Here is a 21,769-nt window from a genome sequence, read left to right as displayed (position 1 = left end):
GGCGGACGACGAGCTCGTCCTCGGGGTGGGGCAGGTCGGGCAGGTCGAAGAGCGGCTCCTCGCCGTTGAACGCCCACACGATCCCGTACCGCTCCACCGTCGGGAACCGGAACAACCGCGCACGCGACGGCACCGGATCACCGATCCCCGTCGCCGCACACCGCCCGTCCCCGCCATACCGCCACCCATGGAAACGGCACCGCAACTGCTCCCCCACGACCTCCCCCACCGACAAGTCCGCCCCCAGATGCACGCAGTACGCACTCACCACCCGCGCCGGCCCACCACCCTCACCACGAAACGCCACCACACGACCACCCAGAAAACCCGCACCCACCACCGACCCCGGCTTCAGATCCGCCGACAGACACACCGGAAACCAGCTCTGACTGAACACACCCCCGTCGCCCTCCGCCGGAACAGGTGGGGCGAGTTCCCTGCGGGGGGACTCGGAGAGAGGGTTCTCGGAACGTTCGGGCCCGGCCATGGCGACTCCCCTGCCGCTGACAGCGAGTTTCCGCGAAATTGTTTCCAGGGCCTCTCGGGGCGTCAACCCCTCACCGCCGTACGAATATCACCGCAATCTGCGAGAAGTGACGGGTGCGGTGCGCGGATAGCCTTTTCCGGAACTGTGCGGCAACCCTGCGGACTTGTTGTCCCCTTTCAAGGGAGGAGCCGGTATGCCGGAGGATCTGGCGGCCACGAACAAGGCCGTGGTGCGGCGGCTGATCGACACATGGAACAGCGGGGACCTGGAGGGCATGACCCGGTTCTGGGCGCCCGACATGGTCCACTACGGGCGGGACGGCAAGCCGCTGCCCGGCGCGGACGTCGCCGCCGAGATGGGGCGGTTCATGCGGGCGTTCCCGGATCTGCGGCTCACCGTGCACAGCCTGGTCGCCGAGGGCGACCTGGTGGCGACGCGGCTCACCGTCGAGGGCACACACCGCGGCGAGTACCTGGGCCTGCCGCCCACCGGGCGCCGGGTGAGCTGTTCGCTCCTCGGCCAGCTGCGGATCGTCGACGGCGCCGTCGTGGAGCACTGGGGCGTGGCCGACGGACTGTATCTGCTGGAGCAGCTCGGGCTGCTTCCCGAGGGTTTCCTCCAGGCCACGGCCTGAGCCGGGCCGGCATTTCCCGCCGTTTCCCCTTCGTGGAGGTCGCGCCATGACGGACAATTCCCCGACCAGCAGCGGCCGCCGTAAGGCGGCATACGAGGAGACGGTCCGCAGATTTCGCGGGGCCGTGCTTTTCACCCATGACTTCTCGGTGATCCAGGACGTGCTCACGCCGGATTTCGTGGACCATTTCGCGCCGCCGTGGGACCCGCCGGGCCGTGAGGGCGTGGCGCACCGGTTCGGGCAGGCCGCCGACGCGCTGACCACCCGCAAGGTGGAGGTCCTGACGTCGGTGTGCGAGGGGGACATCCTGGCGCAGGCGATCCTGCTGCACTTCGAGCACACGGGCGCGTTCATGGGCCTGCCGCCCACCGGGCGGTCGTTCGCGATCGGCGGTTCCAACACGTTCCGGTTCCGGGACGGGCGGATCGCCGAGCACTGGGGCGTGTTCGATGTCGCGAAGATCCCGGACCTGCTCGCGGCGGAGCCGGGCGGCAACCAGGGCGGCTGGAGCTCCATGTGGGAGGCGGAGCCCCGGTGAGCACCCGGCGGGCCCGGCGGGCCCTCGTCGTCGGCGCGGGCCCGGCCGGTCTCGCCACGGCCGTACTGCTGCGCCGCGCCGGGTTCGAGGTGCGGGTGCTCGAAGGCCGGGGCGACACGGCGGCCGGCGGCAGCGCGCTGACGCTGTGGCCGAACGCGCTGGCCGCCCTGGAGCGGATCGGCGCGGCGGCCCCGGTGCTCGCGCGCAGCGCGCCCAGCGCCGGGCTCGCGATGCGCACGGCGCGCGGCGCCACCCTCCAGTACGTGGCGCCCGAGGTGATGGAGGGGCGGTGCGGCGGCACGGGGCGGGCGCTGCTGCGGGCCGATCTGATGGACGCGCTGTACGGGCTGCACCCGCCGGGCGCGGTCGAGTTCGGCGCCCGCTGTGTCGCCGTACGGGAGGAGCGGGGCACCGTGGTGGCCCGGTGCGACGACGGCCGGGAGGCCGAGGGGGACGTGCTGATCGGCGCGGACGGCATCCGCTCGCGGGTGCGGGCCGCGCTGTTCGGCGGCGGAGACCTGCGGTTCGCGGGCTACGCGGTGGCCCGCGGGGTGGCCGGATTCGCGGACCCCGGGCATCCGGCGCTGCTGTCGCTCGGGGCGGGGCGGCAGTTCGGGCTGTTCCCGCTGCCGGGCGGGCGCATGTACTGGTTCGCGGCCTTCGCCGCCCGGGAGGGCGAGGCCGCGCGGGACTCGGGCGGACCGCTGCTGCCGCTGCTCCAGGAGCGGTTCGCCCGCTGGCACGGCCCGGTGCCCGAGGTGCTGAAGGCCACGGACCCGGCGGACGTCACCGTGACGGACATCCACGACCGGCGCCCGCTGCGCCACTGGGGCAGGGGCTCGGTCGCACTCGTGGGGGACGCGGCGCACCCGAGCGCCCCGGCCATGGGGCAGGGCACCTGCCAGGCGTTCGAGGACGCGGTGGTGCTCGCCGGCCGCCTCGCGGGCGCCGACGACATCCCGGCGGCGCTGCGCGCCTACGCGGCGGAGCGGCGCCGGCGGGCCCACTCGGTGACCGTGCAGTCCCACTGGATGGGCCGCCTCGGCCAGTGGCGGCACCCGCTGCTGTGCGGGCTGCGCGACGGAATGATCCGGGCGACACCGCGGCGGGCCCAACTCCGTTCGCTGCGGACGATGTTCACCTTCGAACCGGCCGGTTGACGAGGAGCCTGCGAAGGAGACGCACATGAAGCGAGTACCGGTGCACCGGGTCGTGCTGCGGGCGGGCGCCCTCGCGCTGGCCGCGGTGGCGGAGGCCGTGGTGACCCTGCCGGCGCTGGCGGCGGTCCGGCTCGTACGGGGCCGGGCGGCCGCCCGGCGGTTCCTGTACCGACGGCTGACGCGGCGGCTCCAGAAACTGGGGCCGACGTTCGTGAAGTTCGCCCAGATCGCGGGGGCGCGGCGGGACGTCCTGCCGGCGGAGCTGTGCGACGAGCTGTCGCGGCTCCACGACTCCGTACGGCCCATCAGCGCCCGGCAGGCGGACCGGGCGTGGCGTGCGGCGTACGGCAGCGCGCTGCCGCCGTTCCTCGCCGGCCTCGACCCGGTCCCGGTGGCGGGCGGCAGCATCGCCTGCGTGTACCGGGGCGTGCTGCGGGACGGCGGCGGGGCGGTGGCGCTGAAGCTCAAACGGCCGGGAATCGACGGCGTGATGCGGGCGGACCTGGCGCTGATCGGCCGTCTGGTGCGGTGGGGCGAGCGGCTGCCGCAGATGCGCGGGATGCCGATGGCGGACCTCGTCGCGTATGTGAGCGACGCGATCCTGGGGCAGCTCGATCTGCGCCGGGAGGAGGAGAACGTGGTCCGGCTGCGGGAGAACCTGAAGGCCGTGCCCGATGTGGACGTGCCGCGGCTGCACCCGGAGTGGTCGCGGCCGACGTGTCTGGTCTTCGACTTCGTGGAGGGCCTGGACACCCGTACGCCCGGGACGCTGCCGGGTCCGGTGCGGGCGCGGCTGGCGTCGGCGGTGCTGTCCGCGGCGCACAAGATGATGTTCGTGGACGGTTTCGTGCACTGCGATCCGCACCCGGGGAACATCTATCTGCTGGCGGAGGGCGAGGGCCGCGCGGTGATCCTGGACGCCGGCTACAGCGTGCGGCTCCCGGACGAGGTGCGGAAGCTGATCGGGGAGTTCTTCGCGGGCCTGGCGTCCGGCGACGGCCGTCGCTGCGGGGAGATCATGCTGGCGAGCATGGCGAACGTGGGACCGGACTGCGACACCGAGGGGTTCGTCTCGGACATCGCGGACCTGGTGGAGCGGTCGGCGGGGCCGGGCCGGGAGTTCGCCATGGCGCCGTTCGGCAACGGCGTGTTCGAGGTGCAGAGCGCGCACCGGCTCTACGCCTCGTCGGACTTCGCCTTCCCGATCATGTCGCTGATGATCCTGGAGAGCACGGTCCGCGGACTGTGGCCGGAAGCGGACTTCCAGCAGGTGGGCGCCGAACCGCCGCGGTGAGCGTACGCGCCGCGCCCCGCCCGCCCCGTACGAGGGGGCAGGGCGGGGCGCGGGGCGTTCCAGGGGGGGGCGGGCCGGGTCCTGTGCTCAGCCGTTCTGCTCGTAGGCGATGCGGAGCAGCTTCTCCACCTCGGCGTCCACCTCGTCCGGTGAGGTGAGCGCGATCTTGTGCGTGGACTGTCCCGGCGCCTTGGCCGGCTTCAGGCGGGCGCTCTCCGGGGCGTCCGTGAAGCGCAGGCCGAGGTCCACGCGGGTCTGCGTGGCCGCCGCGACGGCCGCGAACTGCCGGGCCCGGGTGAACGCCACGTACGTGCCGCGGACTTCGCGTGCCACGTCGGCGGCCAGTCCGGTGGCGAGTTCGGCAACCCGGTCGTGGACGGGCCGCAGCGCGGCCTTGCGTCCGCTGTACTGGGCGTCGACCTGCTCGTCCTCGGTCGGCTCGGACCAGCCGGCGCGGCGCGCCGCCTCCAGGCTGATCGCCCACTGCACGGGCTTGGTCAGTCCGTGCTCGGTGCGCAGCCAGTTCCGTACGGCGTTCTGGTCGAGCGGGTCGTGTCCGGAGGCGCTCACCAGGTCGACCCAGGCGTCCACGTCGCGACCGGTGCGCTCCTTGAGCGTGCCGGTCACCTTGTCCATCATCTCGTCGGGCTTGACCATGGCGGTGTCAGCGGGCCGGCTGGAGGAGCAGGAACTCGTTGCCGTCCGGGTCCTGGAAGCTGGCGTTGGCGCCGCCGAACGGCATCTGCTCCGGGGCCCGGGTGAAGGTGACGCCGCGGCTGACGAGCTCCTCGTGGGTGGCCTTGATGTCCTCGGTGACGAGCTGGATGTCGGTGAACCGGCCGATCTTCCCCTCCTCGTAGACGGGGAAGTGCTTGGTGCAGAGCACGATGCGGGTCTGCGACCCGGCGGGCGCGACCTCGACCCAGCGCATGGGGCCGAAGGCCTGGTCCTCGCGGAGCTCGAAGCCGAGCGTGTTGACGTAGAAGTCGATCGCCTTGTCCTGGTCGTTGACGAAGACGTCGACCGTACCGATGTGCGAAATCATGATTCCTCCTTATATTTCCGGCAGGCAGGAGCCGGAAGCACGTGGGTGTGTGGTGTGTCGTGTGTGGCCTGTGATGTCCGTGCGATGCGGTACGGGCCGGGCGGGCGCTCAGGCCGTGGCGTCGGCCTCGGCGGACTCGGCGCCGTCGGGGGAGGTCCGCGTCCGCGGGGCCAGCAGGGCCGCGATGAGGGCGCCGGCCAGCACGACGGTCATGCCGCCGAGCATCGCCGTGTGGAAACCGTCCATGAAGGCCGCGTGTCCGGCCTCGACGGCGGCCCGCGCCGCCGACGGATCGGTGCCCTCCGGCACCGGGACCACGCCCTGCGAGATCACCTTCGACAGGTTCCCCAGGGCGGCGGCGAGACCTTCGGGCACGCCGGCCTCCGCCGTGTGCTGGGGCAGCGTGGAACTGACCCGGGCGGAGATCATCGAGCCGAGAGCGGCCGTGCCGAGGACACCGCCGAGCATCAGCGCGGTCTGCTGGAGACCGGAGGCGACTCCGGTGAGCTGGCCAGGGGCGCTGCTGACGATCATCTCGATGGCCGTGGGCGCGACCATGCCCATGCCGACGCCGAGCGGCACCAGGAACGGCCACATCGCGTGGTACGAGGAGTCCGCCGTCATCTGCGAGAGGCCCAGCAGGCCTCCGCCGATGAGCGTCAGGCCCAGCGCGAGCGGCACGCGCGGCCCGAACCGGGCGTTGAGCGCGGCGCCCGTGGGCGCGCCGACACCGAACAGCACCGTGAACGGCAGCAGTCCGAGGCCGGCCTCCATCGGCTCGAAGCCGTGCACCTGCTGGAGGTACAGGGCCAGGTAGAAGGAGGCGCCGAAGGTGGCGAAGCCGCCGATCAGCAGCGCGGTGCTGCCGACCGACACCGCGCGCAGCCGGAACAGGCCGAGGGGCAGCAGCGCCTCGCGGGCCGCCCGCTCCCGCAGGACGAACCCGGCGCCGATGAGCAGCGCGGCGGCGAACGAGCCGAGCGGATAGACGTCGGACCAGCCGTGCTCGGGCACCTGGATGATGCCCCAGACCAGCGCGAACAGCGCGGCCGTGAGGAGCACCACACCGGGCGTGTCGAACGACCGGGCCGCGCCGTCCGGGCGGTGGTTCCCGATGGCCCAGGCGCCCAGCGCGAACGCGACGGCACCGACGAGCAGGTTGATGAAGAACACCCAGCGCCAGCTCAGCAGATCCACCGTCAGGCCGCCGATGAACGGTCCGGCCGCCATGGCCAGCGCGCCCACGGCGCTCCACACGCCGATGGCGATCTTCAACTGGCCCTTCGGGAAGGTGTTCTTGAGCACCGCGAGGCCGCTGGGGGCCAGGACGGCGCCGCTGATGCCCTGCAGGACCCGCCAGAAGATCAGCATGCCGATGCTGTCGGCGAGACCGGCCATCACGGACGTGGCGGCGAAGGCCGCCATGCCGATGAGGAAGACCTTCTTGTGGCCGTAGCGGTCACCGAGCTTGCCGGCGGTGATCAGGGTGCAGGCCACGGCGAGCATGTAGCCGTTGGTGACCCACTGGAGCGAGGACAGGTCGGTGTCCAGGTCGACGGCGATGACGGGGTTGGCCACCGCGACGACCGTGCCGTCGAGTGCCTCCATCATCGTGCCCAGGGCGACCGCGACGAGGACGATCCACTGTCCGCCGCGCCCGGGCGGGGCGGCCGCCTCCGCCGTGGCGGGGGTGCCGGCCGGGGCTAAGCCCGCGTCCTCGGCGATCTGTTTCCGTTCATGGACCATGGCGGAGCCGTTCCTCCTCGGCGGTCTCAGCCGCGCGCGTCGGTGAGACTGAACCAGTTGCCGGAATCGTCGCGGAACACCGCCTCGGTGCCGTACGGCCGCTTGACGGGCTCCTGGACGAAGGTGACGCCGGCCGCGCGGTACCGCTCGTACGTGGCGCGGGTGTCGTCGACGTGCAGCACGCCGACGCCGATGACGCCCTTGGCGACGAGGTCCCGCAGCTGCTCGGCGGTCTCCTCGTCGTACTCCGGCGGCCCCACCCTGCGGAGGACCATCTCCACGTCGGGCTGGTCCTTGGGGCCGACGGTGAGCCATCGCAGTCCGCCCATGGTCATGTCGTTGCGGACCTCGAACCCGAGTTTCTCGGTGTAGAACTCCTTCGCGGAGTCCTGGTCCAGCACCGGGACGGTGACGTGCGAGAGACGTGCGCTCATGAAAGTCCTTCCGGGGTCGATCTGTGATCAGACGCTACCCAGGGGCCCTGGGCGGTGACATCTCCTGGATTGCGGTTCTGTCCTCCGCTTTCGTCCTGGCTTGTACGGGATGCACCGGCAGGGCCGTCGGAGGGGCGTTCCGGGCGCGTTCCGGACACGTCGGACGTGGCGGCAGGGCGGCGGGCGCACATGAACAGGTAGCAGCCGGGGATGGGCGGGGGCCCGCCGCGCCGGACGATCTCGTCCCGGTAGGCGGTGGGCGGGACGCCGACGACCTCGGAGAAGCGGGAGCTGAACGAGCCGACGCTGGAGTAGCCGACCAGGTGGCAGATCTCCGCGACGGTGAGGTTGGTGGCGCGCAGCAGGTCCCGGGCCCGTTCGATCCGGCGCTGCGTCAGATAGCGCCCGGGTGTCTCGCCGTACGCGGCCTGGAAGGAACGCAGGAAGTGGAAGCGCGAACAGCCCGCCTCGGCGGCCAGCGTGGCCAGGTCGAGGGGGTCGGCGTACGCGCGGTCCATCAGGTCCTTGGCCTTGCGCAGGTACGGGAGGATGTGCGAGGAGGCGGGTTCTTGGCCTGGCATGAGGTCAGTATCGAGGGCCGCCCCCCGCCGTGGACGCCGATTCGGCCGCCTCCGCGGGGCGGTGTCGGGTGGGCGGTCAGACATGGGCGGGCGCCTCCCCGGCTCGTTCGGGGATGACGTCGTCGAGCCGCTGCCCGCGGGTCTCGGGCCCGTACCGTACGAACGCGAGCGCGGCGAGCGCGAGGGGTACGGCGGCGATGAGCGCGGTCGCGGCGAGCGAGGGCACGGCGACGGCGGCGACGGACAGGGTGAGGATCAGGACGCCGCCGGCCTTGCTGGTGGCGGCGGTCCAGCTGCTGCCGCTGGCGCGCAGCGGCGTCGGGTACGCCTCGGAGGCGTAGGCGGCCATGACGGCGGCGGTGGCGCTGATGCCCCAGAGCGGTACGAACAGCAGCAGGCGCAGCAGCAGCCCGTGCTGGGCCGCGCCGTCGCCGAGCACGGCGAGGGCGAGGAGCGCGGCGGTGGTGAGGGTGCTGAGCGCGATGATGGTGCGGCGGCTGCTCCACAGTCCGTACAGGAGGGCGGTGAGGAGGTTGAGGGGGAGGCTGATCAGGGCGCTGTCGCGCAGGACGCGGTCGGACGACACCTCCGCGATGCCCATGCGGCCGAGGTTGGTGGGCAGCCACATCTGGAAGCCGTGCGCGAGCAGTCCGGCGGCGAGGGCGAGGAGGGTGAGGGCGAGGGTCGGTCCGCGGAACGCCCGTGCGAAGAGCGGGGGGTAGCCGGAGCGGGCGGAGGTCCGTGACGCGGTCGGGGCGGGCGCGGGGGCGGGCACTCGGGCCGGGGCCTGGGCCTGGGCCGGCACCGGGGCTGGGGCCGGGGCCTGGGTGGGATCGTCGGCCGTGGTGGCGTCGTCGGCCGGTGCTTCGAGCGCGGCGCCGTAGCGGGCGAGGACCGCGCGGGCCTCGGCCGGGCGGCCGGTGGCCAGCAGATAGCGCGGCGACTCGGGTATCCACCGGTTGAGCAGGATGAGCAGCACGCCCGTGGGCAGGCCGACGAGCCACAGGGCGCGCCAGCTGTAACCGGGCGTCAGCTCGGCGGCGAGCCAGCTCGTCAGGATGTACGCGACGGTGATGTTGCCGCCGATGAGGACCATCGCCCAGCCGCGGTGGCGCCGCGGGACGGTCTCGGCGATCAGGGTGAACGTGATGGGGATGAGCCCGCCCGCGGCGATCCCCATGAGGAAGCACATGACGACGTTCCAGGTGAAGCTGGGCATCGCCCCGCACACGGCCGTCGTCGCGAACATCATGCCCGCCAGCAGGATGGAGCCGCGCCGTCCGATGCGGTCCCCGAGCCTGCCCCAGAGGAAGGAGCCCGCCATCGTGCCGGAGATCCCGGCCAGCGGCAGCCACGCCACCGGCACGGTGCCGCCGGGGTTGAGCGGTGAGGCGAGTCCGTACTCGGCGGCCACGCCGGGCGCGACGAACGACAGCGTCATCGGCTTCATCACGTCGATGGTGACCGCGAGCGACAGCACCAGCAGCAGCCCGATGTGGGCGGGGCGGAGGGGGGCGTCGTCCATGGCCCGCACCCGTACGGAGGTCACCTCGCGCCGCAGGTCGGCGAGGCGCGGCGGGAGCAGCCCGTACAGCACGGCGGCCAGTCCGGCGACGACGAGCGCCATGCCCGCGGTCATGGCGCCGTCCATCGGCATGCCGGCCATCCGGTACCCCATGTGGCGGGCGTGCCAGTACATCGGGAGGTGCAGCAGCGCCCCCGCGGTGCAGGCGGCGGCGCCCGCCCAGAACGCGAGGGGCCGGGTGAACCCGCCGGCGGCGGCAGCGGCGCCCGCCGCCGTGCCGCCGCGCCGCCGGTGTGCGTCGTCGTCCATGCGGTGCCCTCCTGCCGGCCCCTGCCGGGGCCGCTGCCGTCGGTCAGCGGTGGGTCGCTATGCGTTTGAGCAGCGACCTTCCTAGCAGCGTGGGCGACGGGGCGGCAAGGGGACGGAGCGTCAACCGGCCTACGCCGACGGCTGGTTGAGGCCGATGACGTTTCCGTCCGGGTCGCTGAACATGGCCTGGCGGCCCCACGGGGTGTTCTTGGGTCCGTCGACGTCGACGCCGCGCTCCTGGAGGCGGGCGCAGTCGGCGTCCACGTCGTCGGTGCGGAGCAGCAGTCCGCGGAGGCTGCCGGGCGGCATGGTGGGGAACCAGTCGACGAGGACGAGGCTGGTGTCCGCGCCCTTGGGTGCCACCTGGAGCCAGCGGCCGTGGACGCCCGGCTGGTCCGCGAGGAGGTCGAACCCGACCGTGTCCACGTAGAAGTCCTTGGCCTTCTCCTGGTCGGACACGGGGACGGAGAAGAGCTGCACATGCGTGATTCCCATGGGCGCCGACCCTAGGAGCCGGGTGCGCGGGCACGGCCGCCGGTGGGCCGGGGCGTCCCCCGGAGGGGTCGGGTGTTCCGCCGATCGGCGGAACCGGGCGTGGCGGCCGTGACGGCCGGATACTGTCCTCGACCGGACCTCACGGGCCGTACCCGTCGCGCCACTCTCGCGAGGAGACACCGATGCGCATGCTGATCAACGTGCCGGAGACCGTCGTCGCCGATGCCCTGCGGGGTGTCGCGGCCGCCCATCCCGAACTGACCGTGGACGTCGAGAACCGGATCGTCGTACGGCGGGACGCGCCGGTGGCGGGCAAGGTGGCCCTGGTGTCGGGGGGCGGTTCGGGGCACGAGCCGCTGCACGCCGGGTTCGTGGGGCCGGGGATGCTGTCGGCGGCGTGTCCGGGCGAGGTGTTCACGTCGCCGGTGCCGGACCAGATGGTGCGGGCGGCGGCCGCGGTGGACAGCGGCGCCGGTGTGCTGTTCGTGGTGAAGAACTACACGGGTGACGTGCTCAACTTCGACATGGCGGCCGAACTCGCCGAGGACGAGGGCGTGCAGGTGGCGCGGGTGCTCGTCGACGACGACGTGGCCGTGTCGGACAGTCTGTACACGGCGGGGCGGCGCGGGACCGGGGCGACGCTGTTCGTGGAGAAGATCGCGGGAGCGGCGGCCGACGAGGGGCAGCCGCTGGAGCGGGTCGAGGCGATCGCCCGGCGGGTGAACGCGGCGTCGCGGAGCTTCGGGGTCGCGCTGAGCGCGTGCACGACACCGGCGAAGGGCGGGCCGACGTTCGATCTGCCGCCGGGCGAGCTGGAGTTGGGCGTCGGCATCCACGGGGAGCCGGGGCGGGAGCGGCGGCCGATGATGACGTCGCGGGAGATCGCCGACTTCGCGGTGGACGCGGTCCTGGAGGACCTGGACCCGCGCGGTCCGGTGCTGGTGCTGGTCAACGGCATGGGGGCGACACCGCTGCTGGAGCTGTACGGGTTCAACGCGGAGGTGCAGCGGGTGCTGGGCGAGCGGGGCGTGCCGGTGGCGCGGACCCTCGTCGGGAACTATGTGACGTCGCTGGACATGGCGGGCGCGTCGGTGACGCTGTGCGAGGCCGACGAGGAGCTGGTCCGGTTGTGGGACGCGCCCGTGGAGACGCCGGCGCTGCGGTGGGGGCGGTGAACGGGATGCTGCTGGACGCGGAGTTCTGCACGCGCTGGATGGACGCGATGACGGCCGCCGTCGAGCGGGAGGCGGACCGGCTGACCGAGCTGGACTCGGCGATCGGTGACGCCGACCACGGGGTGAACATGCGGCGGGGTTTCACCGCCGTACGGGAGGTGCTGGGCAAGGAGCCGCAGGCGACGCCCGGGGCGGTGCTGATGCTGGCGGGGCGGCAGCTGATCTCGACGGTGGGCGGGGCGTCGGGGCCGCTGTACGGGACGCTGCTGCGGCGCGCGGGCAAGGCGCTGGGCGACGCCGCCGAGGTGACGCCGGGCCGGCTGGCCGAGGCGCTCGGCGCGGGCGTCGCGGGGGTGGCGCAACTGGGCGGTGCGAAGGCCGGGGACAAGACGATGCTGGACGCGCTGGAGCCGGCGGTGGCGGCGCTGGGCGCCGGCGGGGATACCGGCGGGGGCCCGGGCGGGGGCCCGGGCGGGGACGCCTTTGCGGAGGCGGCGCGGGCGGCCGGCGAGGGTGCGGTGGCGACCGTGCCGCTGGTGGCGCGCAAGGGACGGGCGAGCTATCTCGGTGAACGGTCGGCCGGGCACCAGGACCCGGGGGCGACGTCGTCGGCCCTGCTGTTCGCGGCGCTGGCGGAGGTGGCGGCGTCATGAGTGCCACGCCTCTGGTGGGCATCGTGCTGGTCTCGCACAGCGCGTCGGTCGCCGCGTCCGTCGCGGAGCTGGCCCGGGGGCTGGCCGGGGGCGGCGTCACGGCACCCGTCGCCGCCGCGGGCGGCCTCCCGGACGGGGGGCTCGGGACGAGCGCCGAGCTGATCGCCCGGGCGGCCGACGAGGTCGACGGCGGCGCGGGGGTGGCCGTGCTCGCGGACCTGGGCAGCGCGGTGCTGACGGTGAAGGCGCTGCTCGCGGAGGGCGACGAACTGCCCGACGGCACCCGGCTCGTGGACGCGCCGTTCGTGGAGGGCGCGGTGGCGGCGCTGGTCGCGGCGTCGGCGGGCGGCGATCTGGACACGGTCGCCGCGGCCGCGGCCGAGGCGTACACCTATCACAAGGAATAGACAGGTGCGGTTGTGATGTAGCTGGTCAACGCACTAGTGTCGCAGGGCCTTGGTGTACGGGAAACCGGTGCGGAACCGGTGCGGCCCTCGCCACTGTGATCGGGAAGTCCGGCTCCATCTCCTCGGAAACCACCGGGGAAGCCACTGGACCGCCGCGGGAGACCGCGGCGTCCGGGAAGGCGGAGCCGCGGCGGTACGACCCGTCAGCCAGGAGACCGGCCAGGGCGCGTTGTCCATCCACGAGGTGCTGGAGAGGGTCTCCCCGATCATGCATATAGCCGAGGGGTTTCTGCCCCAGGGTCACGCCGTCGCCTGGACGGTGGCGGCCGCGCCGTTCGTCGTCCACGGCGTCCGCGCGCTGACCCGCGAGGTCAAGGCACATCCCGAATCCACGCTGCTGCTCGGCGCGTCCGGCGCGTTCACGTTCGTGCTGTCGGCGCTGAAGATCCCGTCCGTGACGGGAAGCTGCTCACATCCTACGGGCACGGGCCTGGGCGCCATCCTGTTCCGGCCACCGATCATGGCGGTCCTGGGCACGATCACGCTGCTGTTCCAGGCGCTGCTGCTGGCGCACGGCGGGCTGACGACGCTGGGCGCCAACGCCTTCTCCATGGCGATCGTCGGCCCCTGGGCGGGGTACGGCGTGTACCGGCTGCTGCGCCGGTTCGACGTTCCGCTGATGGTGGCGGTGTTCTTCGGCGCGTTCGTCGCGGACCTGTCGACGTACTGCGTGACGAGCGTGCAGCTCGCGCTGGCGTTCCCGGACCCGGGCACCGGTGTCGTGGGCGCGCTCGCCAAGTTCGGCGGGATCTTCGCGGTGACGCAGCTTCCGCTGGCGGTCAGCGAGGGCCTGCTCACGGTGCTGGTGATGCGTCTGCTGACGCAGTCCAGCAAGGGTGAGCTGACCCGGCTGGGTGTGCTGGTGACGGGTGCGGGCAGCAAGGAGGCGACGGTCCGATGAGCCGCAACGCGAAGATCAATGTGCTGCTGCTCGCGGTGGTCGTGGCCCTGGCGGTGCTGCCGCTGGCGCTGGGCCTGGGCGAGGGCAAGGAGGAGCCGTTCACGGGCGCCGACGCCCAGGCGGAGACGGCGATCACCGAGAACGCCCCGGACTACGAGCCCTGGTTCAGCCCCTTGTACGAGCCGCCGTCGGGCGAGGTCGAGTCCGCTCTGTTCTCGCTCCAGGCGGCGATCGGCGCGGGCGTTCTCGCGTACTACTTCGGCCTGCGGCGCGGCCGCAGGCAGGGCGCGGAGAACGCCAGGGCGGCCACCGGTGCGGAGAGCGCCGCGACGGGCGACGGGAGCCGGAGCGGCGGTTCCACGGGCGACGGGGAGTAGCGCGGGTGCTGCCCATCGATGTGGCGGCGCACGGCAGCCGGTGGCGGCACCGGCATCCGGGTGAGAAGGCCCTGCTGGGGCTCGGGCTGACGGTGTGCGCGGTCGTGCTGCCGCCGTGGCCCGGTGCCCTGCTCGTGGCCGGTGCCGCGCTCGCCGTGCTGCTCGGGCCCGCCGGGGTGGCGCCGCGGCAGCTCTGGCGGGCGTGGCGTCTGCCGCTCGGCTTCTGCGTGACCGGGGCGGTGCCGCTGCTGTTCCAGGTGGGCGGTCCCGGCGGGTTCCTGGCGCTGGCGCCGGACGGGCCCGCGCACGCCGGGCAGTTGCTGCTGCGGACGTCGGCGGCGTCGCTCGGTGTGCTGCTGTTCGCGTTCACGACGCCGGTGTCGGACCTGCTGCCCCGCCTGGTGCGGGCCGGGGTGCCGGCGCCGGTGGTGGACGTGGCCCTGGTGATGTACCGGATCAGTTTCCTGCTCCTGGACGCCGTCGTCCGGATCCGGCAGGCGCAGGCGGCGCGGCTGGGCGCCACGAGCCGCGCCGCCGCCTGGCGTTCGGCAGCCGGGCTCGCCGCCACCGCGTTCGTACGGGCCTTCGACCGGGCGGCGCGGCTCCAGAACGGGCTCGCCGGGCGGGGCTACGACGGGACGCTGCGGGTCCTGGTGCCGGACGCGCCGGTGGACCGCCGGTTCCTGGCCGCGTCGGCGGCGCTGCTGGCGGCGGTGGCCGCCGGCACCCTCGTACTCGAAAGGCTGGTGTGATGACGACCGGATCCGCTGTGGTCGAGCTGGTGGGCGCCGGGTTCGCCTACGAGGACGGGCCGCCCGTCCTCAGCGGGGTCGACTTCGCCGTGCCGGAGGGGCGTTCGCTGGCGCTGCTCGGGCGGAACGGCAGCGGCAAGACGACGCTGCTGCGGCTGTTGAGCGGCGGGCTGCGCTGTGCGAGCGGGCGGCTGCGGGTGGCCGGTGAGGACGTGGCGTACGACAGGAAGGGCCTGACCCGGCTGCGGACGACCGTGCAGCTGGTGGTGCAGGACCCGGACGACCAGCTGTTCGCGGCGTCGGTCGGGCAGGACGTGTCGTTCGGGCCGATGAACCTGGGCCTGCCCGATGACGAGGTGCGGGCCCGGGTGCGGGAGGCCCTGGCGGCGCTGGACATCACGTCGCTGGAGGACCGGCCGACGCATCTGCTGTCGTACGGGCAGCGCAAGCGGGCGGCCATCGCGGGCGCGGTGGCGATGCGGCCGCGCGTCCTGATCCTCGACGAGCCGACGGCCGGCCTCGACCCGCACGGCCAGGAACGGCTCCTGGAGGTGCTGGACGGGCTGCGTACGTCCGGGACGACGGTGGTGATGGCCACGCACGACGTGGACCTGGCGCTGCGCTGGGCCGACGACGCGGCGGTCCTGACACCGGACGGCCTGCGGACGGGCCCGGTCGCGGAGCTGCTCGCGGACGCGGACCTGCTCGACGCGGCACGCCTCCGCCGCCCCTGGGCAGCCGCGGTGGCGCGGCTGCTCAGGTCGCAGGGCCTCCTGGCCGACGACGCGAAGGGCCCGCGGACCCCGGAGGACCTGGACACCTGGACGGCGACCGTGTCGACCGGGAACGTCTGACGGTCCGACACGGCGTGTGTGGGACCGGGCCCGCCCGCCCGGCGGTGCGTCAGCGGTTGAACGCCGGGAACGCGAAGCGCTGTGCCAGCGCGAGCCCGGCTCCCTTGGCGTCCGTGGCGTTCACCGAGTAGACGAGTGTGCGCGACAGGTCGCGGGTGGCCGCGACGACGGTGTGGTAGCCGGGGCGCGACCCGGTCTTGCCCCAGATGACCCGGCCGTTCAGTTCGAACCGCTCCAGGCCCGCGGCGAGGCGCGCCCCCGGTACGTCGGGGAGCGTGAACATCTCCTCCAGGTACGGGTCCGGGACCACCTGGCCCCGGAACAGGGCCACCATGAACCGCTCCAGGTCGGCGGTGGTCGAGATCAGGTCGCCTGCCGCCCACCGGTCCGACATGTTCCACTCGGTCACGTCCACGAGCCTGCCGTCGATCTCCTCGTACCCGCGGTTGTGCGGTCCGTGGATCCGGGGGTCGGCGCCGGCCGGGAAGGAGGTGTGGCGCAGGCCGAGCGGCTTGAAGATCCGTACGTACGCCTGGTGCGCGTACGTGTCGCCGGTGACCTTCTCGACGAGCATGCCGAGGACCGTGTAGTGGATGTTGGAGTAGTGCTGCCGCTCGCCGGGGCGTGAGCCGGGGCCCTTGGCGACGGCCGAGGCGACGACCTCCTCGGGGGTCAGCGTGAGGAAGCGGTGGGGCAGTCCCTCCTCGACAGTGCCGCCGTACGAGTCGCCGGGCTGGAGGCCGCTGGTGAAGTCGAGCAACTGGCGCACGGTGATGGGCTCGAAGTCGTCCGTGAGCAGCCCCGGCAGGTACGTCTGCACCGTGCCGTCCAGGTCGACGCGTCCCTCGGCCGCGAGCTTGAGCACCAGCGCCGCGGTCACGACCTTGGTGACGGAGCCCGCGCGGAAGCGCGCGTTGTGCAGGGCGGGCCCGCCGCCGCGGATGTCGCGCACGCCCGCGGTGCCGTGCCAGGTGCCGTGGCCGCCGACACGGAGGAGCGCGGCCGTCGCGTCCCGGTCGGGCAGCCCGGCGATGGCGGCGCGCAGAGCGGCGGCGTCGGGTCCGTAGGCGTCCGCGGCCACGACCGTGCCGGCGGGGGTGCCGGCGGTGGTGCCGGCGAGCGCGGGCCCGGCGAGCGGTCCGGCGCTCAGGCCGACGCCGAGTGCGACGGCGGCGGCGAGAGTGGCGCGGGTGCGGGGGTGAAGGCGTCGCATGGCGGGTCTCCTCGGTCTCGGTGGTGCGGTCGAGACCATCCTGGTGATCTTCGCAGCGGCTCGGATCGTCACCGGGGAGGGCTTCGCCCCCTGAGCCCGCGTGGGGGAAACCCCCTGATCGGGGCGGACGTTGTACGGGATTCCCCCTAGGCGTCGCCGGGTTGTCGCCGGCGTAGCGCAGCTCACACTCCCACGGTTATGCAACTTGTTGCACAAGGAGAGGGAGTCGTTTACAACTGGAGCGAACACCCCGCGCGCGAGGAGGCGCCCCCATGACCCCGTCCCCGTCCCCTTCCCCGTCCCCGTACCCGCATCTGCTGAGCCCCCTGGACCTGGGCTTCACCACGCTGCCCAACCGGGTGCTGATGGGCTCCATGCACGTGGGCCTGGAGGAGGCCGAGAACGGCTTCGAGCGGATGGCCGCCTTCTACGCGGCCCGCGCACGCGGCGGGGCCGGCCTCATCGTGACGGGCGGCATCGCCCCGAACGAGGCGGGACGCCCGTACGACGGCGGTGCCAAGCTGACCACCGAGGAGGAGGCGGCGAAGCACCGGACCGTGACGGACGCGGTGCACGCGGCCGGCGGGCGGATCGCGATGCAGATCCTGCACTTCGGCCGGTACGCCTACCACCCGCAGCTCGTCGCGCCGAGCGCCATCCAGGCCCCGATCAGCCCGTTCGTGCCGAACGCCCTCACCGACGCCGAGGTCGAGCAGACGATCGAGGACTACGCGCGCGCGGCGGAGCTGGCGAAGTCCGCCGGGTACGACGGCGTCGAGATCATGGGCTCCGAGGGCTACCTGATCAACGAGTTCATCGCCGCCGCCACCAATCAGCGGGACGACCGGTGGGGCGGTTCGTACGAGAACCGGACGCGGTTCCCGCTGGAGATCGTGCGCCGGACGCGGGAGCGGGTGGGCGAGGACTTCATCCTGATCTACCGGCTGTCGATGCTCGACCTGGTGCCCGGCGGCTCGACGCTCGACGAGGTCGTCGCGCTGGCGAAGGAGATCGAGGCCGCCGGGGCCACGATCATCAACACCGGCATCGGCTGGCACGAGGCCCGTATCCCGACCATCGCGACGTCCGTGCCGCGCGGCGCGTACACGTGGGTGACGAAGCGGCTCATGGGCGCGGTGTCCGTGCCGCTGGTCACCAGCAACCGCATCAACACGCCCGAGGTCGCCGAGCAGGTCCTCGCGGACGGCCGCGCCGACATGGTGTCCATGGCCCGGCCCTTCCTCGCGGACCCCGACTTCGTGGCGAAGGCCGCGGCGGGCCGGCCGGAGACCATCAACACCTGCATCGGCTGCAACCAGGCCTGCCTGGACCACACCTTCAGCGGGAAGATCACCTCCTGTCTGGTCAACCCGCGCGCCTGCCACGAGACCGAGCTGGTCCTCTCCCCCACCCGGCTGCGCAAGCGGATCGCGGTCGTCGGCGCCGGGCCCGCGGGGCTCGCCGCCGCGGTGTCCGCGGCCGAGCGCGGGCACGACGTCACGCTGTTCGACGCGGCCGGCGAGATCGGCGGCCAGCTCAATGTGGCCAAGCGGGTGCCCGGCAAGGAGGAGTTCGACGAGACGCTCCGGTACTTCCGCACGCAGCTGGAGCTGCGGAGGGTGGAGGTGCGGCTCGGCACCTTCGTGTCGACGGAGACGGTCGCCGGGTACGACGAGGTGGTCGTCGCGACCGGGGTCACGCCGCGCACCCCGGCCATCGAGGGCGTGGACCACCCGAGCGTGGTCGGCTACCTGGACGTGCTGCGCGAGGGCGTCCCGGTCGGTGAGCGCGTCGCGATCCTGGGCGCGGGCGGTATCGGCTTCGACGTGGCGGAGTTCCTGACGGACGGCGGCGAGGGCGCGAGCCTGGACCCGGAGACGTACTTCCGGCAGTGGGGCGTCGACATGGCGTACGAGGAGCGGGGCGGGCTGCGGAAGCCCGAGCGGCCGCGGCCGCCGCGGCAGGTGACGCTGCTCCAGCGCAAGACGTCGAAGGTGGGCGCCGGGCTCGGCAAGACGACCGGGTGGATCCACCGCACGGAGCTGAAGCACCGGGGTGTGACGATGGTCGCCGGAGCGTCGTACGAGCGGATCGACGACGAGGGCCTGCACCTCACGGTGGACGGCGAGGCGCGGACGCTGCCGGTGGACACGGTGGTGCTGTGCACGGGCCAGGAGCCCCGCCGCGATCTGTACGAGGAGCTGACGGCGGCCGGTGTGAAGGCGCATCTGATCGGCGGCGCCGACGTCGCGGCGGAGCTGGACGCCAAGCGCGCCATCGACCAGGGAACACGGCTCGCCGCGACCCTCTGAAAGGACCCCGCCTAGGATGCGGGCATGTCACTCCCGCACGCGATTCTCACCGCCCTGCTGGAGAAGCCTTCGTCGGGCCTCGAACTGACCCGCAGGTTCGACCGCTCGATCGGCTTCTTCTGGTCGGCGACGCACCAGCAGATCTATCGCGAGCTGGGAAAGCTGGAGCAGGCGGGGCTCATCCGGGCCCTGCCCTCCCAGGCCCCCGCCCGCGGCCAGAAGAAGGAGTACGAGGTGCTGTCCGCGGGCCGCGCCGAGCTGGCCGAGTGGACCCGCCGCGCCGAGGACCCGAAGCCGATCCGCAGCGCGCTGCTGCTGCGGCTGCGGGCGGCTGCGGTGGTCGGCACGGAGGGCCTGGAGGACGAGCTGCGCCGCCATCTGGAGCTGCACCGGGCGCAGTTGGACGACTACCTGGGCATGGAGGAGCGGCAGTTTCCGCCGGAGCGGGACACGGAGGCGGACCGGCTGCGGCATCTGGTGCTGCGGGGCGGGATCGAGCTGGAGCGGTTCTGGGTGAAGTGGCTGACGGACGCCCTGGACGGGCTGCCGCAGGCGTCGCCGGGACCGCCCGCCACCGATGGGCAAGCCGCCGGTTCGTAATGGGAATCGTTTTCATGTAGCGTGACGGCCGTTCCGTGCTCCCCTGCGACCTGTGGAGGTCCGTCAGTCATGGCCGTGCCCAAGCGGAAGATGTCCCGCTCCAACACCCGCCACCGCCGCGCCCAGTGGAAGGCGTCCACGCCGCAGCTCGTGCCCGTCACCGTCGACGGCACCGTGTACCAGGTGCCGCAGCGCCTCGTGAAGGCGTACGAGCGCGGCCTGATCCAGCCGGAGGGCTGACCGCGATGGAGCGCCGCCGCCTCCCGGTCACCGTCCTCTCCGGCTTCCTCGGCGCCGGCAAGACGACGCTCCTCAACCACGTCCTGGGCAACCGGGACGGGCTGCGCGTCGCTGTGATCGTCAACGACATGAGCGAGATCAACATCGACGCCGCCCTGGTCCGGGGCGGCGACGCCGCGCTGTCGCGCACCGAGGAGCGACTGGTCGAGATGACCAACGGGTGCATCTGCTGCACCCTGCGCGACGACCTCCTGGAGGAGGTGGACCGGCTGGCCCGCGAGGGCCGGTTCGACTACCTGCTCATCGAGTCCAGCGGCATCTCCGAACCGATGCCGGTGGCCGCGACGTTCGCGTTCCCCCGCGACGACGGCGCGACGCTCGGCGACCTGGCCCGGCTCGACACCATGGTGACGGTGGTCGACGCGGCGAACTTCCTGCCCGAGCTGGAGGGCGGCGACGGACTCGACGAGCGCGGTCTCGCCCCGTACGAGGACGACGAGCGGACCGTCAGCGACCTGCTGATGGACCAGGTCGAGTTCGCGGACGTCATCGTGCTCAACAAGACGGACCTGGTGGACGAGGCGACGGCGGCCCGGCTGCGGGCCACGCTGACCCGGCTCAATCCGGCCGCGCGGCTGCTGACCGCCGAGCGCGGCCGGGTCCGCCCCGCCGACGTCCTGGGCACCGGCCTGTTCGATCTGGAGCGCGCCCAGCAGGCGCCCGGCTGGGTCATGGAGCTGAACGGCGACCACGTGCCGGAGACCGAGGAGTACGGCATCTCCTCGACGGTCTTCCGCGCGGACCGCGCCTTCCACCCCGAGCGGTTGTGGCGGTTCGTCACCGAGGCCATGGACAGCGGCGCGTACGGGCGGATCCTGCGCTCCAAGGGCTTCTTCCGGCTGGCCGGCCGGGACGGGGTGACCGGCCTGTGGTCCCAGGCGGGCGGGGTCGCCCGCTTCGAGCCGTCGGGTGCGGCCGAGGCCGGCACGGGCGGCCAGGAGCTGGTCTTCATCGGCACCGCCCTGGACGCCGCGGCGCTGCGCCGCGGCCTGGAGGACTGCCTGGTGGCGGACGGCGAGACCGGGCCGTGGACGGATCCGTTCCCTGCGTGGGAGGTCCACGGCACCGACGACGTCTGCGACCACGAGCACGCGCACACGGCGGTGCCGGCGTAACCGCCCGGGCACGGCCCGCTTGGCGCCCGACGACGGGCCGGCCCTCCGGCGGGAGGGCCGGCCCGTCGTCCTCCGGGCGCGACGCACCGCGTGGCTTACGCGGCCGTCCCGGCCGCCTTCCGCCAGGCCGACTCGCGCAGGAGGCGCAGGCCGTTGAGGCCGACGAGGACCGTGGAGCCCTCGTGCCCGGCGACGCCGAGCGGCAGGGGCAGGTGGCCCGCCAGGTCCCACACGACGAGGGCACCGATGCAGACGCCCGCGATGACCAGGTTCTGGACGACGAGCCTGCGGGCGCGGCGTGAGAGGGCCACGACCGCGGGGACGGTGGCCAGTTCGTCGCGGACGACGACGGCGTCGGCGGTCTCCAGGGCGAGGTCCGATCCCGCGCCGCCCATGGCGACGCCGGTGTGCGCGGCGGCGAGCGCGGGGGCGTCGTTGACGCCGTCGCCCACGACGAGGGTGCGGTGCCCGGCGAGCTCCCAGGCCCGTACGGCGTCCACCTTGTCCTCGGGCAGCAGCCCGGCCCGTACGTCGCTGATGCCGGTCTCGGCCGCCACGGCGCCGGCCGCGGGGGCGTTGTCGCCGGTCAGGAGGGTGGGTGCGGTGCCGGTGAGGCGCGTGAGCGCGGCGACGGCGGCGGGTGCGCCCCCGCGGAGCCGGTCGGCCAGGGCGAGGACCGCGGCCGGGGTGCCGTCGACGGACACCACGACGGCGGTGCGTCCCGCGGCCTCCACCTCCCGTACCTCGGGCACGGCGGCGGTCGGTCCGGTGGGGCGGCCGACGTGGACCTCGCGGCCGGCGA

The 21,769-nt window shown here is 73.3% G+C and carries 25 protein-coding genes and 1 riboswitch; of the genes, 15 read left to right on the top strand and 10 right to left on the bottom strand.

Annotated elements, in window-relative coordinates; all coding sequences use genetic code 11:
- The coding region (locus HTZ82_RS33085) for a Rieske (2Fe-2S) protein (protein ID WP_175410344.1) at window positions 1-487 on the bottom strand (487 nt) is incomplete at its 3' end.
- 193 nt (window positions 488-680) lie between these two features.
- Here HTZ82_RS33085 and HTZ82_RS17565 point away from each other — a divergent pair.
- From HTZ82_RS17565 to HTZ82_RS17550, 4 genes are read left to right on the top strand one after another with little or no spacing between them, the layout of a single operon-like run.
- Complete coding sequence (locus tag HTZ82_RS17565; protein ID WP_175410343.1) at window positions 681-1,121, top strand: ester cyclase; 441 nt, start codon at window positions 681-683, stop codon at window positions 1,119-1,121.
- Window positions 1,122-1,167: 46 nt separating this feature from the next.
- Complete coding sequence (locus tag HTZ82_RS17560; RefSeq protein WP_175410342.1) at window positions 1,168-1,659, top strand: ester cyclase; 492 nt, start codon at window positions 1,168-1,170, stop codon at window positions 1,657-1,659.
- A complete protein-coding gene (locus HTZ82_RS17555) occupies window positions 1,656-2,819 on the top strand; it encodes an FAD-dependent monooxygenase (RefSeq protein WP_175410341.1) in 1,164 nt (387 codons plus the stop codon). The genes HTZ82_RS17560 and HTZ82_RS17555 overlap by 4 nt, the downstream gene beginning before the upstream one ends.
- 25 nt (window positions 2,820-2,844) lie before the next feature.
- Entirely contained in the window at window positions 2,845-4,113 is a 1,269-nt protein-coding gene (locus tag HTZ82_RS17550; protein WP_175410340.1) for an AarF/ABC1/UbiB kinase family protein, read from the top strand.
- An 87-nt stretch (window positions 4,114-4,200) separates the two neighbouring features.
- Here HTZ82_RS17550 and HTZ82_RS17545 read toward each other — a convergent pair whose 3' ends face one another.
- The 7 genes from HTZ82_RS17545 to HTZ82_RS17515 all read right to left on the bottom strand — a co-directional run bounded on the left by HTZ82_RS17545 (window position 4,201) and on the right by HTZ82_RS17515 (window position 10,248).
- Window positions 4,201-4,770, bottom strand: coding sequence for a DUF5655 domain-containing protein (locus tag HTZ82_RS17545; protein WP_175410339.1), 570 nt, complete (start codon window positions 4,768-4,770; stop codon window positions 4,201-4,203).
- 7 nt (window positions 4,771-4,777) lie between these two features.
- Window positions 4,778-5,158, bottom strand: a complete 381-nt coding sequence (locus HTZ82_RS17540; protein ID WP_175410338.1) for a VOC family protein — start codon at window positions 5,156-5,158, stop codon at window positions 4,778-4,780.
- Window positions 5,159-5,266: 108 nt separating this feature from the next.
- On the bottom strand, window positions 5,267-6,904 hold the full coding sequence (locus HTZ82_RS17535; protein WP_175410337.1) for an MFS transporter: 1,638 nt from the start codon (window positions 6,902-6,904) through the stop codon (window positions 5,267-5,269).
- Between the two features lie 26 nt (window positions 6,905-6,930).
- Window positions 6,931-7,338: a VOC family protein gene (locus HTZ82_RS17530; protein WP_175410336.1), complete on the bottom strand. Its 408-nt coding sequence runs from the start codon at window positions 7,336-7,338 to the stop codon at window positions 6,931-6,933.
- Window positions 7,335-7,919, bottom strand: a complete 585-nt coding sequence (locus HTZ82_RS17525; RefSeq protein WP_175410335.1) for an AraC family transcriptional regulator — start codon at window positions 7,917-7,919, stop codon at window positions 7,335-7,337. The genes HTZ82_RS17530 and HTZ82_RS17525 overlap by 4 nt, the downstream gene beginning before the upstream one ends.
- Before the next feature lie 76 nt (window positions 7,920-7,995).
- A complete protein-coding gene (locus HTZ82_RS17520) occupies window positions 7,996-9,753 on the bottom strand; it encodes an MFS transporter (RefSeq protein WP_175410334.1) in 1,758 nt (585 codons plus the stop codon).
- Between the two features lie 129 nt (window positions 9,754-9,882).
- Window positions 9,883-10,248, bottom strand: a complete 366-nt coding sequence (locus HTZ82_RS17515) for a VOC family protein (RefSeq protein WP_175410333.1) — start codon at window positions 10,246-10,248, stop codon at window positions 9,883-9,885.
- Between the two features lie 182 nt (window positions 10,249-10,430).
- Here HTZ82_RS17515 and dhaK point away from each other — a divergent pair, with 182 nt between their 5' ends.
- The 7 genes from dhaK to HTZ82_RS17480 all read left to right on the top strand — a co-directional run bounded on the left by dhaK (window position 10,431) and on the right by HTZ82_RS17480 (window position 15,427).
- Complete coding sequence (gene dhaK / locus HTZ82_RS17510) at window positions 10,431-11,423, top strand: dihydroxyacetone kinase subunit DhaK (RefSeq protein ID WP_175410332.1); 993 nt, start codon at window positions 10,431-10,433, stop codon at window positions 11,421-11,423.
- Between the two features lie 5 nt (window positions 11,424-11,428).
- Window positions 11,429-12,076, top strand: a complete 648-nt coding sequence (gene dhaL / locus HTZ82_RS17505) for a dihydroxyacetone kinase subunit DhaL (RefSeq protein ID WP_175410345.1) — start codon at window positions 11,429-11,431, stop codon at window positions 12,074-12,076.
- Window positions 12,073-12,483, top strand: coding sequence for a PTS-dependent dihydroxyacetone kinase phosphotransferase subunit DhaM (locus tag HTZ82_RS17500; RefSeq protein WP_175410331.1), 411 nt, complete (start codon window positions 12,073-12,075; stop codon window positions 12,481-12,483). The genes dhaL and HTZ82_RS17500 overlap by 4 nt, the downstream gene beginning before the upstream one ends.
- A 5-nt stretch (window positions 12,484-12,488) precedes the next feature.
- A riboswitch (cobalamin riboswitch) is annotated at window positions 12,489-12,722 on the top strand.
- 29 nt (window positions 12,723-12,751) lie between these two features.
- Window positions 12,752-13,444: an energy-coupling factor ABC transporter permease gene (locus HTZ82_RS17495; protein WP_175410330.1), complete on the top strand. Its 693-nt coding sequence runs from the start codon at window positions 12,752-12,754 to the stop codon at window positions 13,442-13,444.
- The gene (locus tag HTZ82_RS17490) at window positions 13,441-13,821 is read left to right on the top strand and encodes an energy-coupling factor ABC transporter substrate-binding protein (protein ID WP_175410329.1); all 381 of its coding nucleotides are present in this window, start codon (window positions 13,441-13,443) and stop codon (window positions 13,819-13,821) included. The genes HTZ82_RS17495 and HTZ82_RS17490 overlap by 4 nt, the downstream gene beginning before the upstream one ends.
- A 5-nt stretch (window positions 13,822-13,826) precedes the next feature.
- Entirely contained in the window at window positions 13,827-14,573 is a 747-nt protein-coding gene (cbiQ, locus tag HTZ82_RS17485; protein WP_175410328.1) for a cobalt ECF transporter T component CbiQ, read from the top strand.
- Window positions 14,573-15,427 carry an ATP-binding cassette domain-containing protein gene (locus HTZ82_RS17480; RefSeq protein WP_175410327.1) on the top strand — a complete coding sequence of 285 codons (855 nt, stop codon included), beginning with the start codon at window positions 14,573-14,575 and terminating at the stop codon, window positions 15,425-15,427. The genes cbiQ and HTZ82_RS17480 overlap by 1 nt, the downstream gene beginning before the upstream one ends.
- Window positions 15,428-15,476: 49 nt before the next feature.
- Here HTZ82_RS17480 and HTZ82_RS17475 read toward each other — a convergent pair whose 3' ends face one another.
- On the bottom strand, window positions 15,477-16,640 hold the full coding sequence (locus HTZ82_RS17475) for a serine hydrolase (RefSeq protein ID WP_175410326.1): 1,164 nt from the start codon (window positions 16,638-16,640) through the stop codon (window positions 15,477-15,479).
- A gap of 272 nt (window positions 16,641-16,912) precedes the next feature.
- Here HTZ82_RS17475 and HTZ82_RS17470 point away from each other — a divergent pair, with 272 nt between their 5' ends.
- The 4 genes from HTZ82_RS17470 (at window position 16,913) to HTZ82_RS17455 (ending at window position 20,967) form a co-directional block, all read left to right on the top strand.
- On the top strand, window positions 16,913-18,952 hold the full coding sequence (locus HTZ82_RS17470) for an NADPH-dependent 2,4-dienoyl-CoA reductase (RefSeq protein ID WP_175410325.1): 2,040 nt from the start codon (window positions 16,913-16,915) through the stop codon (window positions 18,950-18,952).
- Between the two features lie 24 nt (window positions 18,953-18,976).
- The gene (locus tag HTZ82_RS17465; protein WP_175410324.1) at window positions 18,977-19,552 is read left to right on the top strand and encodes a PadR family transcriptional regulator; all 576 of its coding nucleotides are present in this window, start codon (window positions 18,977-18,979) and stop codon (window positions 19,550-19,552) included.
- 69 nt (window positions 19,553-19,621) lie between these two features.
- A complete protein-coding gene (gene rpmF, locus HTZ82_RS17460; protein WP_175410323.1) occupies window positions 19,622-19,792 on the top strand; it encodes a 50S ribosomal protein L32 in 171 nt (56 codons plus the stop codon).
- Window positions 19,793-19,797: 5 nt separating this feature from the next.
- Complete coding sequence (locus HTZ82_RS17455) at window positions 19,798-20,967, top strand: GTP-binding protein (RefSeq protein WP_175410322.1); 1,170 nt, start codon at window positions 19,798-19,800, stop codon at window positions 20,965-20,967.
- Window positions 20,968-21,062: 95 nt separating this feature from the next.
- Here the strand turns inward: HTZ82_RS17455 and HTZ82_RS17450 are convergent.
- Window positions 21,063-21,769, bottom strand: a 707-nt coding sequence (locus HTZ82_RS17450; RefSeq protein ID WP_175410321.1) for an HAD-IC family P-type ATPase, incomplete at its 5' end; no start/stop codon positions are given.

The organism is Streptomyces sp. TRM64462 (assembly GCF_013362995.1).
Taxonomy (GTDB): Bacteria; Actinomycetota; Actinomycetes; order Streptomycetales; family Streptomycetaceae; genus Streptomyces.
The sequence above is the reverse complement of the archived record's forward strand: the minus strand, read 5'-3'. Positions and strand labels throughout refer to the sequence as shown.

Coding starts and splice junctions, on each gene's coding strand:
- HTZ82_RS17565 (WP_175410343.1), top strand. CDS start 681: ATGCCGGAGGATCTGGCGGCCACGAACAAGGCCGTGGTGCGGCGGCTG.
- HTZ82_RS17560 (WP_175410342.1), top strand. CDS start 1,168: ATGACGGACAATTCCCCGACCAGCAGCGGCCGCCGTAAGGCGGCATAC.
- HTZ82_RS17550 (WP_175410340.1), top strand. CDS start 2,845: ATGAAGCGAGTACCGGTGCACCGGGTCGTGCTGCGGGCGGGCGCCCTC.
- HTZ82_RS17545 (WP_175410339.1), bottom strand. CDS start 4,770: ATGGTCAAGCCCGACGAGATGATGGACAAGGTGACCGGCACGCTCAAG.
- HTZ82_RS17540 (WP_175410338.1), bottom strand. CDS start 5,158: ATGATTTCGCACATCGGTACGGTCGACGTCTTCGTCAACGACCAGGAC.
- HTZ82_RS17535 (WP_175410337.1), bottom strand. CDS start 6,904: ATGGTCCATGAACGGAAACAGATCGCCGAGGACGCGGGCTTAGCCCCG.
- HTZ82_RS17530 (WP_175410336.1), bottom strand. CDS start 7,338: ATGAGCGCACGTCTCTCGCACGTCACCGTCCCGGTGCTGGACCAGGAC.
- HTZ82_RS17525 (WP_175410335.1), bottom strand. CDS start 7,919: ATGCCAGGCCAAGAACCCGCCTCCTCGCACATCCTCCCGTACCTGCGC.
- HTZ82_RS17520 (WP_175410334.1), bottom strand. CDS start 9,753: ATGGACGACGACGCACACCGGCGGCGCGGCGGCACGGCGGCGGGCGCC.
- HTZ82_RS17515 (WP_175410333.1), bottom strand. CDS start 10,248: ATGGGAATCACGCATGTGCAGCTCTTCTCCGTCCCCGTGTCCGACCAG.
- dhaK (WP_175410332.1), top strand. CDS start 10,431: ATGCGCATGCTGATCAACGTGCCGGAGACCGTCGTCGCCGATGCCCTG.
- dhaL (WP_175410345.1), top strand. CDS start 11,429: ATGCTGCTGGACGCGGAGTTCTGCACGCGCTGGATGGACGCGATGACG.
- HTZ82_RS17500 (WP_175410331.1), top strand. CDS start 12,073: ATGAGTGCCACGCCTCTGGTGGGCATCGTGCTGGTCTCGCACAGCGCG.
- HTZ82_RS17495 (WP_175410330.1), top strand. CDS start 12,752: ATGCATATAGCCGAGGGGTTTCTGCCCCAGGGTCACGCCGTCGCCTGG.
- HTZ82_RS17490 (WP_175410329.1), top strand. CDS start 13,441: ATGAGCCGCAACGCGAAGATCAATGTGCTGCTGCTCGCGGTGGTCGTG.
- HTZ82_RS17480 (WP_175410327.1), top strand. CDS start 14,573: ATGACGACCGGATCCGCTGTGGTCGAGCTGGTGGGCGCCGGGTTCGCC.
- HTZ82_RS17475 (WP_175410326.1), bottom strand. CDS start 16,640: ATGCGACGCCTTCACCCCCGCACCCGCGCCACTCTCGCCGCCGCCGTC.
- HTZ82_RS17470 (WP_175410325.1), top strand. CDS start 16,913: ATGACCCCGTCCCCGTCCCCTTCCCCGTCCCCGTACCCGCATCTGCTG.
- HTZ82_RS17465 (WP_175410324.1), top strand. CDS start 18,977: ATGTCACTCCCGCACGCGATTCTCACCGCCCTGCTGGAGAAGCCTTCG.
- rpmF (WP_175410323.1), top strand. CDS start 19,622: ATGGCCGTGCCCAAGCGGAAGATGTCCCGCTCCAACACCCGCCACCGC.
- HTZ82_RS17455 (WP_175410322.1), top strand. CDS start 19,798: ATGGAGCGCCGCCGCCTCCCGGTCACCGTCCTCTCCGGCTTCCTCGGC.